Origin of the sequence: Neobacillus pocheonensis (assembly GCF_050477905.1) — a bacterium.
Taxonomy (GTDB): domain Bacteria; phylum Bacillota; class Bacilli; order Bacillales; family Cytobacillaceae; genus Neobacillus; species Neobacillus pocheonensis_A.
Map to the genome: position 1 here is coordinate 1 of NZ_JBCNAD010000025.1, position 21,730 is coordinate 21,730.

Here is a 21,730-nt window from a genome sequence, read left to right on the forward strand (position 1 = left end):
TGCCTGGCACACCAAAAAAAGCGATACCTCGAATCGAAGTATCGCAGCTCATCTATTCTATTATACTAAAAACGCTCCTAGCGCTACCATTGCTTTTTTTAACGCTTGCTCGTAGGCTTTATCCTTACCAATAACGGCACGAAAATCTTTTACATCACGAACCGTCGATCGTCCTTCTATCTCGTAGCCATTATTAAAAATTAGAAGGCAGATGGTAGATTTATCGCTCATCCGATAAAACTTTTTCTCCACAATCATTTCTTCCAATTTCGTACGTTTATCGTCCTTAATCGAATGGGTTCGGGAATACGGGATTACGATATGATCATAAATGTGGTGATTCTTACAGGTTACAAAAAGAATGTTTTCTCCCTTATGTTCTACGTGATTAATCTCGCCACATTTGGGACAAATACTATCAATGAACATCATTTTCGCTCTCCCTTGTAATAATTTTTTAACTGCTGTGTTCTTGTATATATTTCAATCTCATAAAAAAAATACCTTCCCATATGGGAAGGTACGTAAAATTTAATCTCTTTTTAATGTTTTCTCATTTAGATTTTAAAATAATAATAACGAAATTCCTCATCGAGCTTGAATCCTTGTTTTTCCCAAAATTCCCACGCCTTTTGATTGCTATGTTCGACAGAAAGCTCTATTGCTTTTGACATGGTTAACGATGTAAATTCCTTCACTTTTTCAAAAAGCTGCTTTCCAACTCCTTGGTTGCGATGGGCTTCAGATATGAAAAAATCATTTAGTAACCAGACCCGCTGTAGTGATAACGAAGAAAAAACGGGATAAAGCTGCGCAAACCCTATTACCTCTCCTTGATGCTCTGCAATAAAAATCATCGACTCTAAATGCTCAAATTTTCCAAAAAGGAATTTTTCGACCTCTATAGGATTGCGTTTCTGCTTAAAATATTCACGATAAGAATCAAAAATTGGAACGATTCTTTTTAAGTCCTGAATCGTGGCTTGTTTAATAATTAGGTTGTCATTCATTGATTTATCCTCATTTCACTACCAACCATTATTGTTTTCAACCCGGTTTCCCCCTGAATCTCTTTTTTATATTATTCTCTTATTAACAGGCGCTTCCCTTCAGAAAATAAAATCTAGCCAGGTGACTAGATTTTTTTGGATACGTCTTCTCTTATCGATTCAATGATTTGATTTGATAAATTTGCCGGCAGCGATGTTCCATCCTTGAAAACCCAGGCATTAACGACATCAAGATCTTCTTTTTTAAAAGTAATGCTATAAACCTGGTTTTCATATGTAAATTCAGCAGTTACAAATTCTTCATTATAAAAATCATCATCAATAATCATGCTGGTTATTTCATATGGCTTCACGGTTAATCTCCTTTTTTCTTTTTATGAATATAGAGTTAACGTAATAAATTTGTTTATTCACTCTTAGTTCATTCTGCGTTAACAAAATAAGCCATTAAGATTAAATCATGATAAGTCCGCTTATCTATTTTGATTGCTTTAGATTTGCGCCCCTCTTCCACAAATTTTCAATTGTAGGGTATTTGTTGCCCACTCGATTAGTACATTTACAAAATCTTTATTCTTACCTATATAGTATCATCTCCTTACATAAGCAAACCCTTTTAGATTAATAATAAAAGCAAAAAGAGGGTAATTATTGTGAAAAAAGTTGTCATTTGTTTATTGATATTCTTGAGTCTTTCCTCAGTAAATGGGTACCCGCTCACTTTTACCAATTCTGTATACGCCCAGCATAAACCGATTCCTCCATATGCCAAGTGGGGACTTATGGCAATGGAGAAAACCCATGAAAAGTATCCTAACGCTAATATCATCGATTATCTCCATATTGGCAGAGTAACTGGCCCAACAACCTCCACAGAAAAATTCAAATTATGGTTAAAAGATAACAAAAAAGAATTCGGCGTTTTCATAGATATTGAATTTAACAATCAAACACAGAAGGTCAATAAGATTACGTTTAGGGAAACAACGAGGTAAAAACCATGCTTAATAAATTCTCTTTAAAAACAAATCAACGAGACCAAATGATTGAGGTTACGCAGGTAATTCAGGATTATATTTCCAAGCTGAATATCCATGATGGGGCAGTCATTGTTTATTGTCCCCACACAACTGCCGGAATCACGATTAATGAAAATGCCGACCCTGACGTTAAGCAGGATATGATTCGCCGCTTCGATGAAGTGTATCCGTGGCATCATAAGCTGGATCGGCATATGGAAGGCAATACGGCTGCACATATGAAAGCTAGTACAGTCGGGGCGTCACAGTTTTGTCTAATCACTGAAGGCCGATTGCTCTTGGGAACATGGCAAGGGATTTACTTTTGCGAGTTTGATGGGCCGCGTACCAGGTCTTATGTGAAAGTTTTTTAAAAAACCTATTCCCCCAAAAAAATTTTAAAATAAGGTAGTTATTTCCTTATCTGTGTTATATAATAATATTAATTTAAATAGACTGTTATATAATAAAAAATCAAAAAAGGGGAATGGGATATGCACAAAACAGACTCAATTGCTCGTAGAATACTAGGTTGGAAATTAAATAGGTGGGATCGATGGTACGATTATGAAGAGGGTGTTTTCATTCATGAATCGGATTTCCAACCAGAGCATAATCTTGATCATGCCATGATCATCGTTAAAAGATTAGCGAAGTTTGGCTATAAATATACAACAAACGGTCCTTCAGAGGTCAGCTTTAATGACGTTCGGGCTACTGGCCATACTTTAGCACAAGCAATCACCAATGCTGCTTACTCCATCATTGAGAAACACTCAACAGTTGATAGCTCTAGATTATGGCCACAATTATGCTAAATAATATGAAATAAGGGGACTGCCGCGGCAGTCCCCTATTTAAATCCTCCAATTTATTCGTAATGCCCTTTAACCTCAGGAAGTGACTGATAGTGGGGATTATTTTTTAGAACCTCAAGAATGTTTAGAACCAGATTACTCATTTCGATTCCGTCCCTGCTCTTATCACATTCTGACCATTCAAAATGTCTTGTCGCATCATTGATCCATACATCCAACTCGTAGCTTACATATGGTCTCTTATTACATGTGTTTGAAAGCTTCTTCTTTTCTAGATAACTGGAAAGTATCATTGCTTTATAAATTTTGTTCATTTCCGGTTTTGAAAACTGAAAATCATTTACAGCAACCATTTCGCCATTTTGTAAATCCTTGACCAACTTTTGGACTTTTGTGTTGATTTCATTCTTCTTTCCAACTCCATACTTTAAATCAAAAGCAAAATAATCCTGTTGGTCGACATCATGTGAGATGGACAATAAGCTGCCGATTTCCGGACAAGCATCTAACAGATAATTTGTTTCTGTTTCCGATTCTTGCTTTTGAACACCTTTACACACATATGTCTTGATTTCACCAGCACCAAACTTATCCTTTGTTGTGTCATATTTGACTGTTATTTTGGAGCCATCATAGTCCAAATCCTGATATATCGGGTCCCCTTCAATGGTGTAACCCGTTACACGAATCTTATCCTTCTTGTTATTTTTAACATGATCAACAAATAGATCTATTCTTTCAATATTCTGCAGTTGTCCATGAATATTTACTACTTCATTGTTGGAAGGCTCTTCATTAATTCCAGGCTTTTCCTCAGAATCAGCCTTGTCTAATTGACAGCCTGAAATAAAAATAGCAATAAAAGCAAGCAAGATGGTATTCCTCAACAAAACGCATCACATCCATTTAATCTGTATTCTTAAAAAATAAATTCCTGGATGCTAGTGATCACTTCTCTGGCAGCGTTAATCGTGGCAGATGTATCGCCGGGTATTTCCAAACTATGGTCAGCCTTAGGAATAACCAACGTCCGCAAAATCTCATTATTTTTCAAAAGAGAAATCCGCTCCTCGATATAGTGATGATCGTGGTCCCCGATTACACAAAGAGACGGGAGCTTGGTTTCCAATATTGCATGATATACAGAATCCACTTTTAACAATGGAGTTAACCATATTCCAATCGCATTGGGAATAAAATTCTTCTGTGTCCATTCCATTGCCATCGGAATGGTCCCTATGGATTTACTCATCAAGATCCATTGGTCATAATGAGCATCCATTAGAACTTTCTCCACTACAGCCTTTACATCCTCATACATCCATTGTTCTTGGTCTGCTTCGCTTAGCTTCTTAAAGTGTTCATTTTTGGCAAAGTTATAATTGATATGAAGAACATCCACGTTAACATTTAAGCACATGCTGGTTGCGTAATAAAAGATCGGTCGCTCGGTTGAATACCCGAGGCCAGGGAGCATGATACAAATACTTTTACTTGGCTTTTCACTTCGGATCCACGTATAAGGGATTGTGGAGTTTTCGTTTCTAAATACTTGATCATTCAAAACGTGATACATATCAATCACCTCTTACTCATTCGGCCCAAAAACACGGCTTCGGATATCAGGTGCCTCTCCTTTTTCAACCCTTTTCTCCAGTGTGTCTCTCATACCTGGCGCTAGCAATTCACAATGAGCCAGTTCCCGCATTTCCGCAAAGTTTTGTTCCTTTCCATGAAGGATTTGGTTGCACTTTGAGATCGTCCATTGAGGATAAAGACGGTCCACTAAGGTAAAGGTTTGACCTTCCTCCACTACACCTTCTTGTAAAACGCGGAAATACCAGCCGGTTTTGCCTGTATTTTGCATGAGCAAGGCGAGGTTTTTTATTTTAAAACGGCGGGCCGGCTTCCAGCACGGCTGTCTTGGCTGCGATACTTGAACAACTGTCTCACCGATTTGAAAGGTGTCACCAATCGCAATACTTTCTTCATCTATATTTGCCATGGAAAAATTTTCACCCATGCCTCCGGGTATGATTTGCGTATAACCCAGCTCCCCTTGCCAATAGGTATAGTTATCCAATGAATAACCTAACACGGCCTTTTCTGGTCCGCCATGGTGCTCGAGGTCGCCTTGGCAATCGCCATTAATTTTAGTTTTTCCAACAAAGATAGGTCCTTGTACAGGTTCTTTAAAAATCGCACTTGTCCACTCCCGGTCCATTAGATCCGCTGCCTCTTTATTTCCGACTGTTTTCGGCAAACCCACAAAAATCGACTTTAATAGAATATCCATTTTTAGCTCCCCCTTAGATTTACTTTTTCAAAATGTTCAACCGTTGGAAAGGGATCGTAAAAATGGTGCAAAAGCTTTTTCCAATCCTGATATTCCTCTGATTGCCTGAATCCAACCGTATGATCGTCTAAAGTTTCCCACTTCACCAACAGCAAATATTTTCCGTCGACCTCGATACAGCGCTGTAATTCATGTGATAGATAGCCCTTCATAGATGAAATAATGCTAGAGGCTTTTCGAAAAGCATTCTCAAATTCTGGTTCCATTCCCTGTTTAACCTGCAGCATTGCCGCTTCTAAAATCATTGGCTCTCCCCCTGTATAAATGATAAATTTTGGTAATCACAGTCTATCATAATTTTAACCTTAACTGGAAACCAACAACTAGGTATATTCATGATTATTCTTGTTATAATGGTATATTCAAGGAGTGATTTTTTTGAAAATAATAAAATACCTTTTGATATTTGTATTGCTTATTGGTCTAGGCATCTCTGCATGGATCTATTACCCACAATATCAAATTCATAATATGAAAAAACACACCGTTGAAGCGAGCAAAAAAGATGCTGATATTTCGTATCTAAATTATTATCGGGACTTCAAGTCTTCACAAATCGATTTTCTTGCTCTCGGAGATTCTATCATTCGTGGTGTGGGTGCAGAGGAGAACCAAAATCTAGTCTATCAATTCTCAACTAAACTAGAAAATCAGACTCGAAAAAAAATTGTTTTTCAAAATGAAGGGATTAATGGCATCACAAGCGCTGAATTATTGACATATGTTCAAGAAGGCCGGTTTGATGAAGAAATCAAAAAGGCTAACATCGTAACGATTAATGTGGGCGGAAATGACGTTCTGCAAATGGCCAAAGGACAAAACTTCCAAAACGTATTCCAATCCTTTAATCAGCTGCAATCTTCTTTTTCGAAAAATTTGTCTGGCATTGCAGATAGGATTAAGCAATTAAATCCTAATGCAACCATCGTCTTTTTAGAGTTGTACAACCCTTTATCTCCAGAAAACGATATGTACTCATTGGCAGATAAATTACTGCCAAAATGGAATCTAAAAATTTATCAAGTCGCTGGTCATTATCAGTCATCCATTGTGATCGAAACGACGAAGGTCATCAATGGGAATCATCTGCAAAATTTATCAGCTGATGGTGTTCATCCAAACTCATCAGGCTATACAGCTATCTCAGAGCTTATGATTAATCAATTTAAGCATCAATATCGAAAAGAACCTGTTTAAATCGAGGGAGATTCCTTCGGTTTTTTATTTTCCTTACAAAAATACAACATTAATTCTTTATTTTGGTAGACCGTAAGTAGTAATCGAATAGTGCATAATGTTAATTTTACTCTCAAGTTATTTTGGGATGCGATATGTTCGTCTATTATGAAAATAACGGTTTTACTGGGAGTTGAGCGAATGGGGTAATTTCAAAATTAATCGAGTTGAGTGAAACACAAAGAGAAGTTCGGAATGAATATTGGAAGACAGAAGTGCTTTTTTCTTTTAATTGGTGGGTTCTTTTAATTCTTACTATTGTTCCTTGGTTGGTGTGGTGGAAAGTCGTTGATCGGAAACGAATCGTAGAAATCTTTTTTTATGGAAGTCTGGTTTCCATCCATTCTATTTTGTTAGATGACATTGGCTCCTATTTTCTGTTGTGGATATATAAATACCAATTAGTTCCCATCAATCCTCGTTTAAATCCAATTGATTTAACGATAATGCCCGTAACATACATGTTTGTCTATCAATATTTTAATAAATGGAAAACCTTTCTTGTCGCACAAATGATTTTAGCACTTGGAGCTACGTTTCTCGCAGAACCCCTTTTTATGTGGATGGATATCTATAAACCACTAAAGTGGAAATTATACTATTCAGTCCCAATTTATTTTGGCTTAGGTCTCTTAAATAAATGGTTTATGGGCAAGCTTTTGAAAAAACAATTTAATTACTAAATCTTCTTATACATCCGATTCTTACTTTATGAATTTGGGCATACATTGGTATTATATTGCATTCACCTGCTTTATTAAGGAAAAGATAAAAGGTGGGTTTCAACATGAAATGCAAAATACACCGGTGTAATTGTAGAAAGGTATGGTCGCTCCAAAATCGGAAGACAAAAACTACTGCTAATACCGTCCTTCTGAATGGGGAATGGTTTGCCGAATTAAAGCCCGAGAGAAAATGTAACCCTAAAGGATTTGTTGTTACAAACCAAAACCAAGATATTATTATTAATCCTAATCAGGAATTTATCGGACAATTTCAAAGGATTGCAAAACTAATTTATGACAAAGAAAAGGTAGATTTTAATATTTTAAAAGGGAAATATTTATATTTTGCAGAGGATGGCACTTGTTATATTCTGAAAAAATAAAAAACAAAAAACGGTTGCCGACTTAGCCTGCAACCGTAAACAGTCCTATCTTGGGCTGTTTTTTATTTACCTATAAATTCTTGGGTCCAGTAATTTCCTTGTGATACATACCCTACACCAATATAATTATAGTTCGGGTTGAGAATGTTTTTGCGGTGGCCTTCACTATTCATCCAAGCATTCACGACTTCTTCGGGAGTCCTCTGCCCCATCGCGATGTTTTCACCAGCATAATGGTAGGTTATCCCGTATTTTTTCATCATATCAAATGGCGAGCCATATGTCGGACTTGTATGGCTAAAGTAGCCGTTCGCTGACATGTCACGAGATTTTTCGTGGGCCATTTTGCTAAGATTTAAATCAACCTTAAGAGCAGATAAGCCATTTTTCGCACGCTCTTGATTAGTAAGATTGACTACCTTTTGTTCATAAGCACTTAAAGCACTAGTTGTTTGTGTTGTGGTTGGCTGTGTCGATGTTGACGGTTGTTGCTGCACAGGTCTTGTTGCCGCTGTCTGTGTTGGTTGCTGCGTTTGGACAGTTTGTGTTTGTGTTTGTGGAGCCTGGACCTGTTGTTGGCCTGCATTTGATGATAGATTAATTCCTAAGCTAGCAAGATATTTTTCGATGACGCTATTAATCTCATTCATAGTAGAGCCTTGGAAAACATAAACTGGCTCCTGTGCAGCAGGGGTATTGGATGCAGCATGCGCTTTATTGAGTACTGGATTGGCCAAAGCTAGTGCTGCCACTGCGGCCACTGTTAGAATTGCTTTTTTCTTAAACATGATAAAATCCTCCTGTTATGAAAAATTGCCGTTCACTTGCAGACTCATCATAACATGAGGTTTTTGTCATATTTGAGGGAGAATTTTACAGTTTATTTCTTAGTTCAATTTTAACTTTATTAGGTTCTCTTTTTCTATTAATTTTTTGAAATATTTCCATAAATTACAGCAAAAATAAGGGTTGACGACCTTTTAATTTAAGAGGATTTATGACAAACATTTCAGAAAAATGTCTATGCTTACAACGTGCCAATGTCGTTAAAACACTTAACGACCTTTTCTCCATTTGATGATATATTCTTTTTAAAAAAACGTTTACAAATCTATATATTGTGAATATTTTAAAGTGTATATACAAACTGTGGGATTTATATTATTATTTTCAATAATATTAATATTGAAAATATCTTAATATTAGTAACCCATTTTAAAGAATAGGCCTAAATTTAATGGCTAATTTTAAAAAACCATTCATTCATTTACTCTTCTAAAAAGGAGAATGAAAAAGCCTCTCTTTATTAATTAGGAGAGGTTTTTTATTTCAAGGAAATTATTCCAAATAATTAAAAGTATTACATTTTTAAAAAAATGGCTGTGTTAAACCTCAATGTTGATTTTTATAACTCGTTGATTGGAGCGTAAGGCGCGAAGACTCCTGCGGGAGTACGAGGCAGGGGAGACCCCTGAGGCGCCAAAGCGCCGAGGAGGCTCGCCGGCACGCCCGCGAACCGCTCGCGCCTGGAGCGGAAATCAACAGCCAAATTTAACATAGCCAAAAAAATATAGCAAAGGGGTTGAGGACGGTTGAAAACACTTGAAAAAAAGCGGTATTCTACAAAAGGTTTATGTACAGTAGAAGGATGCGATGAACCTATAAAAGCGCGACAGTTATGTAATAAGCATTATGTGAGAATGAGAAGAAGAGGGAAAACTGATACCATTAGGGTAGAAGCTTCCTCCATTGACCATTGTCTGGCCGTAAATTGTTCCAAACCTTACTTTGCCAATGGCTACTGTGAACATCATAACTACTTTTACAAAAAAATGGGCCACCCACATATGCCGAAAGAAATAAAATTATGTGGTGTTGAAAATTGTTTTAATTACCACTTTCTTAGAGGGCTTTGTGAAATTCACTACTACGAGTGGGTATCAAACTTAAAAAAATATTGCAAAACAGATCGATCCACACTTTTTAGTAAACACATTGGAATCAATACAAGTGTAAGTAGTCTTAAATGACTGACGTTAGATTAAAAGCGGATGTCCCAAAAGCTTAAGGACATCCAATTTTTAGTCCGTCCGGTTAATTAATTTATCCCGATCATGAGTTTGCGGTGGTTTCTCAAGCCATCTTTCTTTTATCATCATTTTTGCACCGTCTTCCGCATAACTGGCTAATTCAGCGATTAACCGAGCATAATTTATCCCAATGTCCTTTCTAACACTTCCACCAATGGCTGTCCCAAAATCAGCGATCGCAATGGCACTAAGTAAATTAGCATGAAAGAGCATCAATTTATCGGAAAATGGAGGTTCGATTGAACCCGTGATTAAGGCATCCCAAGTGGAAGGATAAGACGTATTACTGTCTTTTAAGATTTCGAAAAAGGTAGTAATCTGTTTTTTTCCTATATTAGAGCCCCGCTGAAAGAAATTCCTTATTTCTTGTGACTTTGCCACCTGGCTAAATCCTAATAAGATTGTTTGTCCAATATGACAAACCTCGATATTGGTTCCCAAATGGGCAATCTCAATGGCTAATAAGGGACGCTTCTTTCCAAAAATTTGACCTAGGAATTCATTGTCTTCAACGAATAAAACCTCATCAGGATAATCCATGTATGGAGATCTCACATAGATTCCATATTCTAGCGACAAATCGACCGCTAAATCATACATCATTTCCGTTTGGCTGTACCACAGCTTATATAATTCACGGATGTCCTTTCTTGAAGCAATTGCTTTTGCTAAGGAATAAGTACTTAAACCTGTTCTGCCCATATGCTCAAGATACCTGAGGTAAAATTCATCCGAAAATAATCTTGGAGCATTCTTATGTATATCGTTGGCTCCAAATCCTTGAGGAATCGCGATTTGTTCTTTTTGAAATAGGTCCGTAATTGTTTCAATATGATTCTCAGCAATTCCTAAAGAATAGTCGATAATTTCTTCCGTTTTTTTATCTTCTACGGTTTCTTTAAAATGAAGCAGCATACATTTGCCCATCGTATCTGCCACATAAGTATTCCATAAAGTCGCTAGTTCAGAAGATGTAAGACGTGTATGGCGACTAGTCTCCAATTATGACACCTCGCATTTTTATTTAATATTTCCTTAATCAGATATTTTAATTACCCCAACAAAAAAGAACACTCTCGCTTTTGAAAGTGTTCTTTTCTGCTGAAATTAAGCTACCTTTTCTTTTCGATATTCCTCAAGCTCATGGCCTTCCCATTTTGTAATGACAATGGCGGCCAAAGAGTTTCCAACAATATTGACACACGTACGTGCCATATCCAAGATCCTGTCAATTCCTGCAATAAACGCCAGACCTTCAACAGGTATTCCTACACTGCCCAAGGTAGCAAGAAGAACGACAAATGATACTCCCGGAACCCCGGCAATCCCTTTAGATGTCATCATCAGGACAAGAACTAACGTGATTTGGTGCCCAATACTAAGATGAATTCCATACATTTGAGCAATGAATAAAGCCGCAATCGCTTGGTAAAGGGTCGAACCATCTAGATTAAAGGAATACCCCGTTGGAATAACAAACGATGTAATCGACTTAGGGCAGCCGATTTTCTCCATTTTTTCCATTATCTTCGGAAGAACCGTTTCCGAACTTGCGGTCGTATATCCTAAAATTAATTCGTCTTTTAAATATCGGATTAAGTTGAAAATGTTATATCCTGCAATTTTCGCCGTTACTCCTAGTATGACTAAAATAAAGAAAATCATCGCTCCGTAAACAACAAGAACAAGTTTCCCCAGTGGTATTAATGAGGTAATTCCAAATTTCGATACCGTCACACCGATTAAGGCAAAGACACCCAACGGTGCTAATTTCATAATCTGGTTGGTGACAAAGAACATAGCATCGGCTGTTCCTCTAAAGAAATTAACAATCGGTATACCTTTCTCACCAATGGCTGCTACTCCTAATCCAAACATAACAGAAAAGAAAATGATGGCTAGCATATCCCCATTTGCTATTGCTTGAATGATATTGGTCGGTACAATATTGACAAATGTATCCGCCATCGAATGAGATTCTGTTTTTTCTGCCGTACTAACATAGGTGTTAATATCTGTTTTCGTTAAGTGCGAGCGGTCTACCCCAGCGCCAGGATGGAATACATTTGCGAAAAGCAAACCAACAATAATAGCGATTGTCGTGATGATTTCAAAGTAAAGCAAGGTTTTTCCACCAAGCTTCCCTAATGATTTCATATCACCAACACCCGCAACTCCAACAATCAAGCTGGAGATTACAATCGGAACAACGATCATTTTAATTAAGCGGATAAAAATATCGCCAATTGGCTGGAGGTAGCTTGCCACATGCGGATTTCCGTAAAAAACCGCCCCGACAATAATACCTAGGGCTAGGCCAATGAATATTTGCCAGGCTAAACTAATCTTCTTCAATAACATTTCCTCCCTTTTACAATGTAAAAAATATTGCTTTTTAACCAGCGAATTCTAATACACACTAGTTATTTTTTACTATTATTCAAATAACAATGTTGATATCAAATACTCATTCACCGAATATAAAAACCATATTTACCAATGATTACATTTAACTAATCACACGTTTGATTAGTTTTAGTTATTTTTTTAGAATAACAAGAAATCTAAAATTAGAAAAGAGAAATTATTCACAAGACTTTCGACAGCTCGTTACGATTCATAAAATTAGACAATCAAAAACAATCACATGATAATGGAGGAAAGTCAGGCACGAGATTTTTACGGAAGGTTTTAAATCGGACAACTGTCTGGTGAAACAGAAGAATTTGAAAGGAATTGAACCAATGAATTACAAAATTGTTGAGAGGGAAGGTTTTAAAGTCGTCGGAGTCAAGCGAGAGTTTTCCTGCGAAAATGGAGAGAATTTAATTGGTATCCCTAAAATGTGGGGAGATGTTCATGCTGATGGAACAAATGATTTATTAGTTAAGTTGAATAATGGGAAAATTAATGGAATGCTAGGTGTTTGTGTCGATAAACGTGGCGAGCAGCCAGAGTTAATGGATTACTGGATTGCTGCCGAGTATGTTGGCGATACACCTGAAGGATTATTGCAATTTGATATCCCAGCTTCAAAGTGGGGCGTATTTGAAGTGCACGGAGCGATGCAGAAAGCTTGGAAACAAATCTTCTCAGAATGGTTTCCATCCAGCCATTATAAACATGCAGGAACACCAGACTTGGAAGTCTATCCTGCCGGTGATCCTTGGAGTCCTGATTATTACTCTGAAATCTGGATACCGTTGAAATAATACTTGCGATGAGGCGGGGGGAGTCAATTCCCCCGCTTTTTGCATTATTTTTGACTTGATTTGATGTCTGCTATGCAAAATAGTTTAATTTCTTCGAAAAAAAGTGCTATTTTAGCCAATTTTCCAGCCGCTTCATCATTTATCTGCGATTGTTGCACATTTATCTGCGAATTTTACTCATTTATCTGCGAAAAATTTTATTTTATCTGCGAAAATGACCCTTTTATCTGCGAAACGAAAATATTGCCATGTTCCCAACTCTTTTCTCACCCAGCATCTGTGTTATAATATTCTCCGGCATAGGTTGAATATATAAATATCTACTTAATGCGGGTGGGAGAGGGCAACACGAAAGTGTGTGATTAAATTATGAAAGGGGTATTCAAACTTAAGCAAAACAAAACAAATTTGAAAAAGGAGGTTATAGCAGGGTTAACATCGTTTTTTTCCATCGTCTATATTATTGCCGTTAATGGAAACATTCTTAAGGATGCAGGAATTCCGCTTGAAGCTGGAATTATTGCAACCGTACTTTCATCGCTGATTGGTTGTTTATTAGTTGCGTTTATCGCCAATGCACCTTTAATTATCGTTCCTGGAATGGGCATTAATGCTTTATTCACCTACACAATTGTAGGTTCGATGGGGCTGAATTATATGGAAGCGTTAGGTGCAGTTATCGTATCTGGTATCCTCTTTGTGGTTGTGGCTTTTACTAAATTATCAGGTATTATCGCAAACGCGATTCCTTCTTCTTTAAAGGAATCGATTTCAGTGGGAATCGGCTTATTTATTGCCTTTATTGGCTTACAAAAAAGCGGTATTATTGTGGGCAACCCTACGAACTTTGTAGCTATGGGGAATTTATCTGCCCCTATTGTTCTGGCTTCGATCATTAATCTGATTATCACGTTATTTTTGTTTTTAAAGAAAGTACCGGGAAACTTTCTAATCAGTATTATTTTAGGGACAATTATTTCCTACTTTTTTGGAATCGTTCATTTTTCGGCAATGGATACCAGCTTTATTTCCTTTGACGACTATAAGAACGTCCTTTTAAGCGCAGACTTTGGAAAAATAGCCACGGTCCCGTTTTGGACAGCTGCCTTTTCATTGGTTTTGGTTCTCGTTTTTGAAAATATCGGCCTGCTTCATTCGCAAGTGAACGGAATGCTTGAAGCACCAGAAAAGAACGCGAGATCCTTAAAGGCTATTTCGTTGTCCACCATTGCTTGTGGATTATTAGGCACAAGTCCATCTGTTTCAACCGTTGAAACAGCAGCGGGTATCACGGCAGGCGGAAGAACAGGTTTAACCTCTGTTGTAACAGGATTACTCTTTTTATCATCACTTTTCTTTATGCCTTTTATCAAACTCGTACCAAGTTCGGCAATCGCACCGATCCTCATCATCATCGGGGGATTGATGCTGACCAATATCGTGAATATTGATTTTACAGACTTTACCGAAGCATTTCCGGCGTTTCTCGTGATCATCATGATACCGTTAACCTATAGTATTGTAGATGGAATTGCTTTCGGATTTATCGCTTACCCTTTGGTTAAGCTTTTTACAAACAAGCAAAAGCAGCTTTCTCTTTCGATTTATATTATTTCGATGCTGTTTTTAACGAATTTCCTGCTTCACACAGTTTGATAAGCACAAAAAGGAGCTATCGTTAGCTCCTTTTTGTTTTATTTATGTGATTGTATTGCAAAGTGCTGGCTTTCGGTTTCAAATGGATTCTCTTCAATTTTGAATCCAAGATCTTCAATCAGCTGATAATCCTCTTTTGCCGCTTGCCCATCCGTTGTGAGATAATCCCCTACAAAAATGGAGTTAGCGATGAATAATCCTAAGTTCTGCAAGGAGCGCAAATTGAATTCCCGTCCGCCGGAAATCCGTATCTCTTTTGTTGGATTCACAAACCGGAATAGTGCCAAGATTTTCAAACAGCGCATAGGCGTTAAATCATCCAGATTCTCAAGCTTCGTCCCTTTAATCGGGTGAAGGAAATTAACTGGAATAGAATCAGCATCAACCTCTTTTAGGGCAAACGCCATATCCACGATGTCATCATCCGTTTCACCCATGCCGCAAATCACGCCTGAACATGGTGAAATCCCTGCCTTTTTTAGGTTTTCAATCGTTTGAATCCGATCGTCATAATCGTGGGTAGTTGTAATATTGGCATGATGTTTTGCACTTGTATTAATGTTGTGGTTAAAGCGGTCGACACCTGCGGCTTTCAGCTTTACCGCCTGATCTTCAGTAACAAGCCCAAGGCAGGCGCAAATTTTTATTTGCTCCACCTCTTGCTTAATTTGCTCGACGGCTGTGATCACCGTATTGACTTCATTGTTGGTAGGCCTTCTTCCACTCATCACAATACAATATGTACCAATTTTATTCTTTTTCGCTTCTTTTGCCCCTGCTACAATCGTTTGTTTGCTAATTAGCGAATAGCGGTCTATCTCTGTCTCCGCCTTAATCGATTGGGAACAGTAGCCGCAGTCTTCTGGACAAAGCCCGCTTTTGGCATTAACAATCAAATTTAATTTCACTTTTTTTCCGTAAAAATGTCTGCGAATCTCATAGGCTGCCTGAACTAGTGTTAATACTTCATCATCGCTTGTCATTATTATTTCCTTCGCTTCCTCTTTGGTTACCGAATATCCCTCAATGGCTTTTCGTGCCAGTTTACCAAAGTCCACAATACTCACCTCTTTTTTATTTGTTAACCAATTTTTAATTTAAGTTTACATATAAAATTATAAAACATCCAATCTGCTATTCAAGTGTTTTTTTCATTAATTTGGTAAAATCATCATAAGGTTGTACTTCAGATATGTTAACTAAATAAAAAAGTAGTTGACATAAATTATTCCCCGCTCTTAAAATTATTTATATAAAAATAAAAAGTGGGGATGGATCATCATGAAGATTTTAGAAATAACAAACGTTGCATTGCTAGCTGCATTTATGGGCGTTTTAGGTTTTATTCCGCCAATTATGTTATCGTTTACACCGGTTCCGATTACGATTCAAACTTTGGGTGTACTTCTTGCCGGAGGTGTTTTAGGACCAAGGCTAGGCGCCTTGAGCATGACCGTTTTCTTATTGGTTGTTGCTGCTGGTGCACCATTACTGTCTGGTGGACGCGGAGGAATTGGCGTATTTGTCGGGCCAAGTGCAGGTTACCTTTTCTCATATCCTATAGCTGCTTTTTGTGTCGGCTACCTAATCCATAAGTTTAGCAAAGCAAAATTGCGAAATATATTGATTATCAATTTAACAGTTGGTATCTTCTTGCTTTACCTATTTGGAATCCCTGTATTGGCTTTTGTTCAAAATATTTCTTTAAAAGATGCGACCTTATCAAACTTAGCCTACATCCCAGGAGATATCTTAAAAGCAACCCTTGCTTCCTATATCGTTTTTAGGCTATTAAAATCTCCTGTCATAAAACGAAATCTGCATAAAAACGTTGAGACACTATAATGTGTCTTCTTTTTTTATACAAGTGGTTTTTGCAAAGTAGAGTGGCGAGCGCTATTCGCTGATTGGTGTGCGTTTTCCACTGATCGGCGCGCTTTATCCGCCGATTGGCGTACGCTATCCGCAGATGGTGCTCCTATCCGACATTAAGAAACGTTTATCCGACAGTAAAACATCCCACCCATTTACAAAACATGTTAGTATGAAAAAAAGAGGTGATATATATGGCGGCCATAACGGAAACATACTTAAAACATGCACAGTCATCCCCTGAAAAAATCGCCATTCAAATAAACGACCAAAAAATAAGCTACTATACCTGGCATGAAATGGTGTCGAAAACGGCAAACTGGCTTGAATCTCTTAATCTCAGATCACGAACAGTGGGCATATTACTGCCAAACGGTATACCCTTCCTGCAGCTTTTTGCAGGAGCTGCGACTGCAGGGTGGACTTCCGTTCTCTTTGATTCGAAATGGACAGAGGCAGAACTGCAAAAACGACTAACTATAGCTCAACCATCCGTCCTTATCACTACAGGTGAGCTTTTTCCAAAAGTCGATCATCTCACTGAGAATATTCTCATGTGGGAAGAGATCCTTTCGGAAATCAACGCAGCCGCTGCAATCAGGAACGTTGATGTAGATGGAAAGACACCTTTTTACATGGGATTCACTTCAGGGACAACAGGGAATCCGAAAGCCTTTATCCGTGCACATGATTCATGGGTCGCAAGCTTCGATTGCAGCCGAATTGATTTTCAACTCAATGAAACAGACCATGTTATCGTTCCAGGAGCACTCATCCACTCCCATTTTCTATACGGAGCCATTAGCACCTTATATTTAGGTGGTACCGTTTATCTTCTGGAGAAATTTTCTTCAAGAATGACCTTGTCATTACTGGAATCACAGCCTATCACAGCTATTTATGTAGTGCCAACCATGATTGCTGCCTTTTTAAAAGAAGAACGGCTTATCGAAAAAAATATTAAAATTATTTCCTCTGGTGCAAAATGGGAGGAAAATTCAAAGCAGCGCATCCGTCAGATGTTCCCTTGGCTTACCATATTCGAGTTTTACGGAGCAAGTGAGCTAAGCTTTGTAACTGTTTTAACTGATAAAGAAAACGACCAAAAACCTGGGTCTGTCGGCAGGCCATGTCATAATGTTGAAATCCAAATTCGGCGATCAAACATAAATCCTGTTAAACCAAATGAACCGGGGAAAATTTTTGTAAAAAGCAATATGCTTTTTATTGGCTATCTCCAGCCTGATGAGATAAATTGTCAAATCCGGTATATCCAAGACGACAATGGCTGGATTACCGTCGATGATATGGGGTATCTTGACGAAGACGGCTACCTCTACATCTCGGGCCGCGAAAAAAATATGATTTTATATGGAGCGATTAATATTTTTCCGGAAGAAATTGAAAAAGTAATTGGATTGCATCCTGGGGTCGAAGAAGTAGCGGTCATCGGCATCCATGACCCTTATTGGGGACAAGTGGTTGCGGCTGTCGTAAAAGGTTCAGCCACTACCATCGATTTAAAAAAATTATGCAAGCAGTATTTATCTTCCTATAAAATCCCGCGGAAATGGTTTTTCACAGAAGAAATGCCGCATACAACCAGCGGAAAAATTTCCCGCCCGCAAGTAATGGAATTAATCGAAAGCAAGGTGACGAACCATTAAGAGAGCAGTCATTGTCCGTGCCAAACGAACCCCGATTGGAAAAAAGAATGGCATTTTGCAAAGCTATCATCCTCAGGAATTATCAGCCCCATTATTAAGCCAGTTGGCGGTGGGACTAGAAGAAAATGTGGAAGACGTGATTTTAGGAAATGTAACCGGGCCGGGCGGAAACATTGGACGATTAGCCGCCCTAGAAGCAGGTTTGCCTCTTTCTATTCCTGGATTTATGCTCGATCGGCAATGCAGCGCTGGACTCGAGGCCATTCGTATCGCGAGTTATTTCATTCAAGGCGGGGCGGGAAAATGCTATATAGCCGGTGGGGTCGAGAGCTCCAGTACCTCCCCTTTTCAAAAGCGGGCTCGCTTTGCTCCTGACAGCATTGGTGATCCTGACATGCTTGAAGCAGCAGAAATGGTCGCTAAAGAATTCGAAATTACGAAAGAACGTCAGGATGAGTATGCGCTACTAAGCTATGAACGATGCTGGGCTGCATTTGATAGAGGAAATTTTGAAGACGAGATTGTCCCTATTGATAAATTGGATAAAGATGAAGAGTTTTTAAAAAAAAGAAACATGGAAGCCTTACTTAGGCGGGCAAAGCCACTTTTTCCAAATGAAAATGGTACTGTTACGGCGGCAAATAGCTGTGGAATAAATGACGGGGCCGCTGCTGTACTGGTAATGGAAGAGGAAACTGCTCTTTCTCGTGGCTTTAGGCCCGTTCTTCGCTTTATCGACAGCCAGGTTGCCGGCGTTCATCCCTTTTATCCTGGGGCAGCACCCATACCTGCTATTCAAGTCTTATTAAAAAGAAACGGGCTCACTGTTAAAGACATTGATTTGTTTGAAATCAATGAAGCCTTTGCTTCGAAAATCGTCGCCTGTGCCCAAGAACTCTCCATTCCCTATGAAAAACTTAACGTAAGCGGCGGCGCCCTCACCATCGGCCACCCATATGGAGCATCCGGTGCCATCTTGGTTACAAGACTATTTTATGAAGTTCAAAGAAGAAATAATGCAAAATATGTGCTCGCTGCCATCGGAAGCGGCGGCGGAATTGGCGTGGCTGTGTTATTTGAAGCTGTTTAACTATCGCGAAATGAAAGAAAATGATTACACAATACGTGCAGATTCAATTTGCCTGTCCAGCCAACTGATGTTGTCCGCCAAAAATTGTTCTCTGCCAAAGTCATCAAAAGGGCGATGGTGCATCGATGGGTATTCAATTTTCAACTTATTATCGGAAGCGACAGAGTCAAAGAATTGTTTCAACTTCTCAGGGGGAGTTATGACATCTTCAAGACCGAACTGAAGCAAAAAAGGCAATTGAAAAGAATCAGCTTCTTTTGATAAGCGTCCCACTGCATGCATTAAACCGCGTCCCAATCCAGGTGTTACTGTATCGTGGCGTAATTCATCAGAACTAAGTTTAGCAATCATTTCTGGATCCTTGGTTAATCTCCTAATATCGCCAGGTTTTTCAATACTGAAATCTGGCTTAATTTTACCCATAAAGGTAATTAGCAGCTTCTCTGATCTAGTTGCTTCGTAAGAAATGGCAGGCGCAATGGCACTAATCCCTGCAAGACCTTCACCATTGTCAAATGCATAATCCAGAGTAACCACTCCGCCAAGACTATGACCAACAATAAACAGCGGGAGTTCAGGAAACTCTGAAACAACCAGCTTTCGGAATTCGTGTAAATCTCCGCTATATTCTTCCCAAGTGCGAATAAAACCCCTTTTACCAGAACTTTTCCCATGACCACGCTGATCATAAGCATAAACGATATAATCATTCTCCACCAATGCTGTACTTAGATTCTCAAGTCCCCCACTATGGTCACCATGCCCATGTACTAAAATAACGGATGCCTTTGGAGTCGACTTCGGTTTAAACCTTCGATAATAAAGCTCTACACCATTTATCCCATCAAAATTCCCTTCCATTGTCATCAAGTAAATCTCCCCTTTATTTTTAAAAAATCCATGCATGTCCCTTTCAAATAAATAATTATTACATATGATGTACTACCTCGTCTTAAAGGAGGTGAATACATTATGTCTGACGGTCATCGTTCAAATTTTGCTTTAATCGTAGTGCTTTTCATCCTCTTAATTATTGTGGGTTCAGCATTCATGAGAGGGTACTAATCTAATAATAAGATTTGTACAAAAAGCAGGCGAGAAGCGTGGATTCCACGCTTCTTCTTTATTTGATGATGACTACTTTTTGAATAATAGGATGCAAAAGATAGCCAATCCACACTCCTAGCAGATTTAAAATGAAGTCATCAATATCCATACTGCCGCGTTTTGTGAGATATTGCGTTGTCTCAATCAACAGAATAGCAAGTATAGGAATAATAATCAGTCGGCCCCTTAATGGACGTTTGTTTAACAATAATGCCGCCACACCAAATGGAACAAATAACAATATATTCGCAGTGATATTGTAGAATGCAATTAAAAAATGAGCATTACCTGAAAGAAAGCCTATTATCGTTCTAAACGGAACCAAGTTTATTTGATTGTATTCTTGGTTCACTGGACGAAAGAATAACAATATTAAAAGGCCTAAACTATAAATAATCATAACAGTCTTGATGATAAATCCCGGTATTCGAAGTGTTGCTTTTCCAAAATAATAGATTAGAAAAAACACTAGCATTGTCACACAAACCCATATGACGGCTAACACAATAGGGTGAAGATAGGCTAGTAGTTTTAACCAAACTGGCCATAATACAAAAAAGAGAATCTGAGATAAGCCTACTGATAGCCAAAGACAGCGTTTTTCCATAATTATTTTCCATTCGAATAGTGATTAATTAATTGTTCCAATAATTGATCCAACGGGATAAAGCTGTAGCCTACGGAAAGTGCAAAGCCCGTATCCACTGACCATGAACCAGGCAAATTGTATGGTGATGGATTCCCATCCTTTTGTAGGTTCGCCGTTGTTTCAGTTTGGTCTTCGATTAATGTCACTAATTCTCTTAAACTAATGTCGTCGCTAGAACCTGGGTTTATACCTCCATGAAAATCAGATTTGGCTATACTTAATAAAAACTTAGCCGCTTCCTCTGAATCTATAAAACTATATCTCAAGTCAGGATTTTCAATGAACATGGCTTTCCCATCTTTCACATGATCCACATGGAATTTTAAACGATTGGTATAATCATCTTTCCCAATGATAATCGGAAAACGAACAGCCACGACAGGAACTTTGGAATTTTGAAACAGAATCGCTTCTGCAGCACGCTTCGCTTCCTGGTAACCTACATATCCAGGGTACTCACCCCGCTTTTTTAACAATGGTCTAAACTCTAATGGATTAAAGTTTTCTTCCAAATGGTTAATACCAAAGTCATAGACTGCCTGGCTAGAAGTAAATACGTATTTTTGAATTTTTCCTTCCAGAGCGTTCAATGCATCAAGAGCTTCTTGTGAAGAATAGCAGGTTTGATCAAAGACTACATCCCATCGCTTGCCCTGAAAGGCTTTATGTAAAGAATCGGCATCCTCACGGCTAATTTTCAATCTCGATACCTCATTACCAAATGAATCGGCGGTCAATCCCCGTGTTGCAATGGTCACATCGATCCCTTCATCCAATAACAATTGTACTAGCCTTTTTCCAACAAACTGAGTTCCACCGAGTATTAAGGCAGATTTCATT

At 38.3% G+C, this 21,730-nt stretch carries 27 protein-coding genes; 13 read left to right on the forward strand and 14 right to left on the reverse strand.

What is annotated here, in order from left to right; translation table 11 throughout:
- Positions 1-60 precede the first annotated feature (60 nt).
- The 3 genes from ABES02_RS14750 to ABES02_RS14760 form a co-directional block, all read right to left on the reverse strand.
- A complete protein-coding gene (locus tag ABES02_RS14750) occupies positions 61-432 on the reverse strand; it encodes a Gp49 family protein (protein WP_430136150.1) in 372 nt (123 codons plus the stop codon).
- A gap of 125 nt (positions 433-557) precedes the next feature.
- Positions 558-1,010, reverse strand: a complete 453-nt coding sequence (locus tag ABES02_RS14755) for an N-acetyltransferase family protein (protein WP_430136152.1) — start codon at positions 1,008-1,010, stop codon at positions 558-560.
- Positions 1,011-1,135: 125 nt separating this feature from the next.
- A complete protein-coding gene (locus tag ABES02_RS14760) occupies positions 1,136-1,363 on the reverse strand; it encodes a hypothetical protein (protein ID WP_430136155.1) in 228 nt (75 codons plus the stop codon).
- A 300-nt stretch (positions 1,364-1,663) separates the two neighbouring features.
- On the opposite strand from ABES02_RS14760, the gene ABES02_RS14765 reads away from it, so the two are divergent.
- From ABES02_RS14765 to ABES02_RS14775, 3 genes are all read left to right on the forward strand, one after another.
- Complete coding sequence (locus ABES02_RS14765) at positions 1,664-2,005, forward strand: DUF3889 domain-containing protein (protein ID WP_430136158.1); 342 nt, start codon at positions 1,664-1,666, stop codon at positions 2,003-2,005.
- 5 nt (positions 2,006-2,010) lie between these two features.
- Positions 2,011-2,403: a secondary thiamine-phosphate synthase enzyme YjbQ gene (locus ABES02_RS14770; RefSeq protein ID WP_430136161.1), complete on the forward strand. Its 393-nt coding sequence runs from the start codon at positions 2,011-2,013 to the stop codon at positions 2,401-2,403.
- 120 nt (positions 2,404-2,523) lie between these two features.
- Positions 2,524-2,847, forward strand: coding sequence for a BC1872 family protein (locus ABES02_RS14775; RefSeq protein WP_430136164.1), 324 nt, complete (start codon positions 2,524-2,526; stop codon positions 2,845-2,847).
- Positions 2,848-2,900: 53 nt separating this feature from the next.
- Here the strand turns inward: ABES02_RS14775 and ABES02_RS14780 are convergent, their stop codons facing one another.
- The 4 genes from ABES02_RS14780 to ABES02_RS14795 are packed head-to-tail and all read right to left on the reverse strand — an operon-like array spanning position 2,901 to position 5,448.
- Positions 2,901-3,737, reverse strand: a complete 837-nt coding sequence (locus ABES02_RS14780; RefSeq protein WP_430136167.1) for a DUF4362 domain-containing protein — start codon at positions 3,735-3,737, stop codon at positions 2,901-2,903.
- A gap of 29 nt (positions 3,738-3,766) precedes the next feature.
- Entirely contained in the window at positions 3,767-4,423 is a 657-nt protein-coding gene (locus ABES02_RS14785; protein WP_430136170.1) for an alpha/beta family hydrolase, read from the reverse strand.
- Positions 4,424-4,435: 12 nt separating this feature from the next.
- Positions 4,436-5,143, reverse strand: a complete 708-nt coding sequence (locus tag ABES02_RS14790; RefSeq protein ID WP_430136174.1) for an MOSC domain-containing protein — start codon at positions 5,141-5,143, stop codon at positions 4,436-4,438.
- 2 nt (positions 5,144-5,145) lie between these two features.
- Entirely contained in the window at positions 5,146-5,448 is a 303-nt protein-coding gene (locus tag ABES02_RS14795; protein ID WP_430136176.1) for an antibiotic biosynthesis monooxygenase family protein, read from the reverse strand.
- Positions 5,449-5,581: 133 nt separating this feature from the next.
- Here ABES02_RS14795 and ABES02_RS14800 point away from each other — a divergent pair, with 133 nt between their 5' ends.
- From ABES02_RS14800 to ABES02_RS14810, 3 genes are all read left to right on the forward strand, one after another.
- Positions 5,582-6,400: a GDSL-type esterase/lipase family protein gene (locus tag ABES02_RS14800; RefSeq protein ID WP_430136179.1), complete on the forward strand. Its 819-nt coding sequence runs from the start codon at positions 5,582-5,584 to the stop codon at positions 6,398-6,400.
- Between the two features lie 254 nt (positions 6,401-6,654).
- Positions 6,655-7,122 (forward strand): CBO0543 family protein, encoded by a 468-nt coding sequence (locus ABES02_RS14805; protein ID WP_430136182.1) that lies wholly within the window; start codon positions 6,655-6,657, stop codon positions 7,120-7,122.
- A 104-nt stretch (positions 7,123-7,226) separates the two neighbouring features.
- A complete protein-coding gene (locus tag ABES02_RS14810) occupies positions 7,227-7,547 on the forward strand; it encodes a hypothetical protein (RefSeq protein WP_430136185.1) in 321 nt (106 codons plus the stop codon).
- Between the two features lie 62 nt (positions 7,548-7,609).
- On the opposite strand, the gene ABES02_RS14815 is transcribed toward ABES02_RS14810, so the two are convergent.
- On the reverse strand, positions 7,610-8,335 hold the full coding sequence (locus ABES02_RS14815) for a CAP domain-containing protein (protein ID WP_430136187.1): 726 nt from the start codon (positions 8,333-8,335) through the stop codon (positions 7,610-7,612).
- An 804-nt stretch (positions 8,336-9,139) separates the two neighbouring features.
- Between ABES02_RS14815 and ABES02_RS14820 the strand changes: the two genes are divergently transcribed.
- Positions 9,140-9,577 carry a hypothetical protein gene (locus tag ABES02_RS14820; RefSeq protein ID WP_430136189.1) on the forward strand — a complete coding sequence of 146 codons (438 nt, stop codon included), beginning with the start codon at positions 9,140-9,142 and terminating at the stop codon, positions 9,575-9,577.
- A 51-nt stretch (positions 9,578-9,628) separates the two neighbouring features.
- Here ABES02_RS14820 and ABES02_RS14825 read toward each other — a convergent pair whose 3' ends face one another.
- Both ABES02_RS14825 and ABES02_RS14830 read right to left on the reverse strand, forming a co-directional pair.
- Complete coding sequence (locus tag ABES02_RS14825) at positions 9,629-10,639, reverse strand: DUF3231 family protein (protein ID WP_430136192.1); 1,011 nt, start codon at positions 10,637-10,639, stop codon at positions 9,629-9,631.
- A gap of 105 nt (positions 10,640-10,744) precedes the next feature.
- Entirely contained in the window at positions 10,745-11,992 is a 1,248-nt protein-coding gene (locus tag ABES02_RS14830; protein ID WP_430136195.1) for a cation:dicarboxylate symporter family transporter, read from the reverse strand.
- 389 nt (positions 11,993-12,381) lie between these two features.
- Here ABES02_RS14830 and ABES02_RS14835 point away from each other — a divergent pair, with 389 nt between their 5' ends.
- Both ABES02_RS14835 and ABES02_RS14840 read left to right on the forward strand, forming a co-directional pair.
- Complete coding sequence (locus ABES02_RS14835) at positions 12,382-12,849, forward strand: GyrI-like domain-containing protein (protein ID WP_430136198.1); 468 nt, start codon at positions 12,382-12,384, stop codon at positions 12,847-12,849.
- A 369-nt stretch (positions 12,850-13,218) separates the two neighbouring features.
- Complete coding sequence (locus ABES02_RS14840) at positions 13,219-14,505, forward strand: NCS2 family permease (protein WP_430136202.1); 1,287 nt, start codon at positions 13,219-13,221, stop codon at positions 14,503-14,505.
- Positions 14,506-14,543: 38 nt separating this feature from the next.
- Here the strand turns inward: ABES02_RS14840 and bioB are convergent, their stop codons facing one another.
- The gene (bioB, locus tag ABES02_RS14845; protein ID WP_430136205.1) at positions 14,544-15,563 is read right to left on the reverse strand and encodes a biotin synthase BioB; all 1,020 of its coding nucleotides are present in this window, start codon (positions 15,561-15,563) and stop codon (positions 14,544-14,546) included.
- Between the two features lie 223 nt (positions 15,564-15,786).
- On the opposite strand from bioB, the gene ABES02_RS14850 reads away from it, so the two are divergent.
- From ABES02_RS14850 to ABES02_RS14860, 3 genes are all read left to right on the forward strand, one after another.
- Complete coding sequence (locus ABES02_RS14850; protein WP_430136208.1) at positions 15,787-16,350, forward strand: biotin transporter BioY; 564 nt, start codon at positions 15,787-15,789, stop codon at positions 16,348-16,350.
- 221 nt (positions 16,351-16,571) lie between these two features.
- Positions 16,572-18,044 (forward strand): AMP-binding protein, encoded by a 1,473-nt coding sequence (locus tag ABES02_RS14855; RefSeq protein WP_430136211.1) that lies wholly within the window; start codon positions 16,572-16,574, stop codon positions 18,042-18,044.
- On the forward strand, positions 18,040-19,134 hold the full coding sequence (locus tag ABES02_RS14860; protein ID WP_430136338.1) for an acetyl-CoA C-acyltransferase: 1,095 nt from the start codon (positions 18,040-18,042) through the stop codon (positions 19,132-19,134). Before ABES02_RS14855 ends, ABES02_RS14860 begins: the two co-directional genes overlap by 5 nt.
- Positions 19,135-19,158: 24 nt before the next feature.
- Here the strand turns inward: ABES02_RS14860 and ABES02_RS14865 are convergent, their stop codons facing one another.
- Entirely contained in the window at positions 19,159-20,001 is an 843-nt protein-coding gene (locus ABES02_RS14865; protein WP_430136341.1) for a lysophospholipase, read from the reverse strand.
- A gap of 105 nt (positions 20,002-20,106) precedes the next feature.
- On the opposite strand from ABES02_RS14865, the gene ABES02_RS14870 reads away from it, so the two are divergent.
- Positions 20,107-20,199 carry a YjcZ family sporulation protein gene (locus ABES02_RS14870; RefSeq protein WP_430136214.1) on the forward strand — a complete coding sequence of 31 codons (93 nt, stop codon included), beginning with the start codon at positions 20,107-20,109 and terminating at the stop codon, positions 20,197-20,199.
- Positions 20,200-20,257: 58 nt separating this feature from the next.
- Here ABES02_RS14870 and ABES02_RS14875 read toward each other — a convergent pair whose 3' ends face one another.
- Positions 20,258-20,848 carry a VanZ family protein gene (locus ABES02_RS14875; protein WP_430136217.1) on the reverse strand — a complete coding sequence of 197 codons (591 nt, stop codon included), beginning with the start codon at positions 20,846-20,848 and terminating at the stop codon, positions 20,258-20,260.
- Positions 20,849-20,850: 2 nt separating this feature from the next.
- Positions 20,851-21,729: an NAD-dependent epimerase/dehydratase family protein gene (locus tag ABES02_RS14880; protein WP_430136220.1), complete on the reverse strand. Its 879-nt coding sequence runs from the start codon at positions 21,727-21,729 to the stop codon at positions 20,851-20,853.
- Position 21,730 lies beyond the last annotated feature (1 nt).

What these genes read in the sequence shown, in the direction of transcription:
- ABES02_RS14815 (WP_430136187.1), bottom strand. Translation starts at nt 8,335, where the DNA reads ATGTTTAAGAAAAAAGCAATTCTAACAGTGGCCGCAGTGGCAGCACTA.
- ABES02_RS14755 (WP_430136152.1), bottom strand. Translation starts at nt 1,010, where the DNA reads ATGAATGACAACCTAATTATTAAACAAGCCACGATTCAGGACTTAAAA.
- ABES02_RS14790 (WP_430136174.1), bottom strand. Translation starts at nt 5,143, where the DNA reads ATGGATATTCTATTAAAGTCGATTTTTGTGGGTTTGCCGAAAACAGTC.
- ABES02_RS14770 (WP_430136161.1), top strand. Translation starts at nt 2,011, where the DNA reads ATGCTTAATAAATTCTCTTTAAAAACAAATCAACGAGACCAAATGATT.
- ABES02_RS14810 (WP_430136185.1), top strand. Translation starts at nt 7,227, where the DNA reads ATGAAATGCAAAATACACCGGTGTAATTGTAGAAAGGTATGGTCGCTC.
- ABES02_RS14850 (WP_430136208.1), top strand. Translation starts at nt 15,787, where the DNA reads ATGAAGATTTTAGAAATAACAAACGTTGCATTGCTAGCTGCATTTATG.
- ABES02_RS14795 (WP_430136176.1), bottom strand. Translation starts at nt 5,448, where the DNA reads ATGATTTTAGAAGCGGCAATGCTGCAGGTTAAACAGGGAATGGAACCA.
- ABES02_RS14855 (WP_430136211.1), top strand. Translation starts at nt 16,572, where the DNA reads ATGGCGGCCATAACGGAAACATACTTAAAACATGCACAGTCATCCCCT.
- ABES02_RS14775 (WP_430136164.1), top strand. Translation starts at nt 2,524, where the DNA reads ATGCACAAAACAGACTCAATTGCTCGTAGAATACTAGGTTGGAAATTA.
- ABES02_RS14865 (WP_430136341.1), bottom strand. Translation starts at nt 20,001, where the DNA reads ATGACAATGGAAGGGAATTTTGATGGGATAAATGGTGTAGAGCTTTAT.
- ABES02_RS14840 (WP_430136202.1), top strand. Translation starts at nt 13,219, where the DNA reads ATGAAAGGGGTATTCAAACTTAAGCAAAACAAAACAAATTTGAAAAAG.
- ABES02_RS14875 (WP_430136217.1), bottom strand. Translation starts at nt 20,848, where the DNA reads ATGGAAAAACGCTGTCTTTGGCTATCAGTAGGCTTATCTCAGATTCTC.
- ABES02_RS14880 (WP_430136220.1), bottom strand. Translation starts at nt 21,729, where the DNA reads ATGAAATCTGCCTTAATACTCGGTGGAACTCAGTTTGTTGGAAAAAGG.
- ABES02_RS14750 (WP_430136150.1), bottom strand. Translation starts at nt 432, where the DNA reads ATGATGTTCATTGATAGTATTTGTCCCAAATGTGGCGAGATTAATCAC.
- ABES02_RS14835 (WP_430136198.1), top strand. Translation starts at nt 12,382, where the DNA reads ATGAATTACAAAATTGTTGAGAGGGAAGGTTTTAAAGTCGTCGGAGTC.
- ABES02_RS14870 (WP_430136214.1), top strand. Translation starts at nt 20,107, where the DNA reads ATGTCTGACGGTCATCGTTCAAATTTTGCTTTAATCGTAGTGCTTTTC.
- ABES02_RS14785 (WP_430136170.1), bottom strand. Translation starts at nt 4,423, where the DNA reads ATGTATCACGTTTTGAATGATCAAGTATTTAGAAACGAAAACTCCACA.